The sequence below is a fragment of the Archangium sp. genome, from assembly GCF_036389735.1.
Lineage (GTDB): Bacteria > Myxococcota > Myxococcia > Myxococcales > Myxococcaceae > Archangium.
Map to the genome: position 1 here is coordinate 1 of NZ_DASVWK010000226.1, position 3,710 is coordinate 3,710.

The 3,710-nt window shown below is 72.5% G+C and carries 5 protein-coding genes and 1 pseudogene; 1 reads left to right on the forward strand and 5 read right to left on the reverse strand.

Annotation, left to right across the window (positions count from 1 at the left end):
- The 4 genes from VF794_RS08315 to VF794_RS08330 all read right to left on the reverse strand — a co-directional run.
- Positions 1–591 (reverse strand): prenyltransferase (locus tag VF794_RS08315; RefSeq protein ID WP_331108648.1); only part of this gene is annotated, 591 nt, incomplete at its 3' end.
- A complete protein-coding gene (locus VF794_RS08320; RefSeq protein WP_331108649.1) occupies positions 588–1,313 on the reverse strand; it encodes a ferrochelatase in 726 nt (241 codons plus the stop codon). The genes VF794_RS08320 and VF794_RS08315, both read right to left, overlap by 4 nt.
- Entirely contained in the window at positions 1,310–2,260 is a 951-nt protein-coding gene (locus VF794_RS08325; RefSeq protein ID WP_331108650.1) for a UbiA family prenyltransferase, read from the reverse strand. The genes VF794_RS08320 and VF794_RS08325 overlap by 4 nt, the downstream gene beginning before the upstream one ends.
- Positions 2,261–2,374: 114 nt before the next feature.
- Positions 2,375–2,776 (reverse strand): helix-turn-helix transcriptional regulator, encoded by a 402-nt coding sequence (locus VF794_RS08330; protein ID WP_331108651.1) that lies wholly within the window; start codon positions 2,774–2,776, stop codon positions 2,375–2,377.
- Positions 2,777–2,991: 215 nt separating this feature from the next.
- Here VF794_RS08330 and VF794_RS08335 point away from each other — a divergent pair, with 215 nt between their 5' ends.
- Positions 2,992–3,447, forward strand: a complete 456-nt coding sequence (locus VF794_RS08335) for a hypothetical protein (RefSeq protein ID WP_331108652.1) — start codon at positions 2,992–2,994, stop codon at positions 3,445–3,447.
- Positions 3,448–3,458: 11 nt separating this feature from the next.
- On the opposite strand, the pseudogene VF794_RS08340 reads toward VF794_RS08335, so the two are convergent.
- Positions 3,459–3,710, reverse strand: a pseudogene (locus tag VF794_RS08340) (CapA family protein); the annotation flags it as partial.

Here is a 3,710-nt window from a genome sequence, read left to right on the forward strand (position 1 = left end):
GATGGCACAGCCGAGGTGCGTGGGCAGCAGCAGCGCGAGGAGCGCCCAGGGAAAGCTCCCGAGCGCCCCGCCCTGCGCGACATATCCATAGAGCGGCAGCACCCCGGCGACGCCCACCATCTGCAGCAACTCCCCGCCTCCCCGGTAGGAGAGCCGCAGCGGCGGATAGCTGTAGGCCCACAGCAGCGCCAGCGCCGCCACCGCCAGCGGCACGAGCAGCGGCGCGCCCCTCCCCACCGCCAGCCCCACCGACACGGCCAGCAGGCCCCCCGCGCAGGCGATGGCGGCCATGCCCAGGGCCCGCGCCGGGAGCAGGCCCTCGACCAGCACGCGGGAGCCCCCGGAGCAGAGGGTGGCCGTGCGGTTGTGGCGATCCGTCTCCTGGTCCGCCCAGTCATTGGCGTAGACGATGAAGAGCTGGTCGAGGAACCCGAAGAGCTGGACGCCCACCAGCGTCGCGAGGTCGAGTGCGCGTCCCCCGGCGTGCACGGCCATCACCTGACCGAGCAGCAGCGGCAGCGCGAGGTAGGACTGGGAGGGCAACCGCGAGGCCCGTACCCAGGCCCGGAGCGTCGCCAGCCCGGTGCTCACCGCGCGGAGTCTCGCGAGAGCCCGAGTCGCTTCGCGGCCTCGGCGCGCAGGTCGGTGAAGGGCAGGTCCCACCGCCGCTCGCCATCCAGCCGCCACGCCTTCACCGGGATGAGGTCCGACTGGGCGAGCACCTGGTGCAGGTGCGCCTCCTCGCGGGGCTCGCGGCAGAAGGTGAAGGGGTTGCGGAACTCCTGGCCGTGGAGCTGCCCGTACTTGTCATCGTTGTTGGCGACGAGATCCAGGAGCTTCTGGCGCCGCGCGTCCAGGTAGTCGAAGAACACCAGGTCGAAGGGGCCGATGCCCGCGCGCTCCTCCGGCTGGCGCGACACCCAGCGGGCCCAGTCGTAGCCGTAGAGGAAGTCGTGCGCGTAGCGGAAGCGCAGCTCCGACTTGTTGCCGAAGCTCCGGCACAGCACCACCACCCGGCGGGCGAAGCCGTCGATGGCTTCCGGCCTCCCGGCGTTCCACATGCACCAGGCCAGGTGGTCGAGGTCCCAGAAGATGTTGTCGGGGAAGTCCTCCGCCAGGGTGCCCACCACCTCGCCCAGGCCCCGGACGAAGGCGCGCATCCGCTCCACCTCGGAGCAGTCCCCCATCACCCGCACCGCCAGCTCGACGGGCAGGGGCGCGCACGGGCGGCTCGTATCCAGCGAGGCCCGCTCTCCGCACAGGGGCGCCAACCGCTCCAGCCCGGTGTGGATGTCTTCCGGTAGCCTTCTCACCGCGCGCCTCCCACTCCGGCGACGAGCACCAATGCCGACAACACCACCGTGCCCCACCAGATGGCGCGGTGCAGTTCCACTTTGTACACGGACTGCGCGCCGAAGGCGTTCGTCACGGCGGCCGGGCTCCCGCGGACCAGCCGGACACCGAACACTCCCGTGAGCAGCGCGGCTGGCACCACCACCCACACGGGAGGCACGTCCCCGGCGCCCCAGGCCACCGCGAGCCACAGGAGGGCCCCGAGCCCCAGCAGCACCTCCGCTCCCCGGCGGGTGGCCGCGTTGCCCAGCCATGTGGTGAAGGTGCGCTTGCCCCCGGCGCGGTCACTCTCCTCATCGGACAACCCGCTGGCCAGGGCGCTCGACAGCGCCAGCGCGAGCAGTCCCGGCGCCAGCGCGAGCAGCCACGCGGGAGCCCACGCCCCACACTGGGAATAGGCGTGCAGCGCGGGGAGCACCCCGCCCACCCCCACCATCTCCAGCAGCTCGCCACCGCCCCGGTAGTTGAGCCGCAGGGGCGGCAGGGTGTAGGCCGCGAAGAGGCCCAGGCCGAGCGCCGCGAGGGGCAGCAGCAGCGGGCGCTCCAGGGCGACCCCGGCGCCCCACGCCACGAGCAGTGCCAGGGCCCCCGCCCCCAGACCGGCGGCGAGCAGGGCTCCCGCGGGAAGCAGCCCGTCCGGAATCGTCTTCGGGGAGCAGCCGCGAGGGAACATGCGGCGCTTGAGGGCATCCACCTCGCGGTCGCCCCAGTCGTTGAGCAGCACGATGAAGGCGACGTCGGCCAGCATCCACGCCACGCCGAAGACGAGGGCTCCCGCGGACACCTGCCCGGCGGTGGCCGCGCCCACCGCCTGACCGAACAGCGCCGGGACGAACACCTTGGGCCAGCTCGCCGGCTTGAGGGCGTACCACCAGCGCCCGGCGGGACTCATCGACTCGACACGCACGTGCTCGCCTCCCCTCGAGGGCTCATAGCCACGTGTCCCCACCGGGGGCAACACCCCGACATGCGGCTGACCAATCGAGTCAGGTGGGGTGATCCCTCCTGCTCCAGGGCACGCTCAGCGCACGAGCGCGGAGGCGATGACGTTGAGCACCTTGAGCTGGGCGGGAGACAGGTTGCGCAGCGAGCGCGACAGCTTGCGCAGATCCGGGGAGCGCTCCTCGCGGGGCGGCAGCGAATCCACCCAGGCCGTCACCTCGGAGTGACTCAGGCTCAGCAACGTGTCCGAGGGAATCTTCAGGGCGATGCTCAGCTTCCGGAGCGTCGGGACGCTGGGCATCATCCCCCCGCGCTCGATGCGGCCGTAGACGCCCGGGGCCAGGCCGACCTTGGCGGCCGCTTCCGCCTGGGTGAGCCCCGCGCGCAGCCGGGCGGCACGCGCCGCCGCCCCGAGGGCGAGGGCCAGCTTGTCATCCATTCGCTGCTGCGAGGTGGCCGGAGGGGTGCGTTTCGATGCCATGGTGCCTGACGTCCAAAGAGACGTTGGAGGACATTACCCGAGAGGCCAACCCGCGCCTAGGAACTTGCGGAATCTCCTCGACCTCGGGAGGGCCTCGCCTCCTCCCTCTGAGGGGCGGCCTGGAGAGGGCTCGGGTGAGCAGGCGCCTCCTGCGTCCACGGCGCTCGCATCCCCACCTTTCGGGTCAGGCAGTGGACACCCCGAGAGGTGGAACGATGGCCACGACACTGAAGACGAGGCGGGTACTGGCGGGTCTGCTCGCCGGCTCCCTCGCGCTGGGCACCGGGTGCAAGCGCGCGGAGGCCGAGGCGCACCCGCAGGATCTCCTCCAGCAACAGGACGAGCAGCGGGGGCGGCAAGAGGGCGACGACACGACCACGCGCGAGGAGGGCGGCACGGGCGGCGCGGGTGACGCGGGCACGGGCTCCGTGCGGCAGTTCGAGGGCACCTTCGAGGAGCCCGGTACCGGCGGTGGCGGGAACGACGACACCGTGGACGAGGGCGCGCTGGACGAGCCCGGCACCGGCGGCGCGGGTGATACGGACACCTGGAACGAGGGCCTGCGCGACGAGGACGAGGGTGTCCTCCAGCCGGGCGTGAACGACGAGGGCCTCGACAACCAGGACCCGACGCTCGACGAGCCCGATACGGGCACGCGGGACGCGCGTTAGCGGCCCGGAAACTACCCGGCGCCTGGACGTCTCTCGGACTCCGCCGTGCGCACGCCGGAGCCGGGGGGCAGGGCGGTGCGCAGGATGAGCTCACGCCGACGTCGGACCAGGTTCAGCCGGCGCTCCAGCGTGGCGCGCTCCTGGCGGACCTCGCGCGGCTGGGTGACGGCGCGCCCCATGAGCGACAGGAGCCGCGCGTTGATGGCCGCCAGCTCCTCGTCGAGGAGCACGGGCTGGATGTGGCGCGCCACCTTGCCACGACC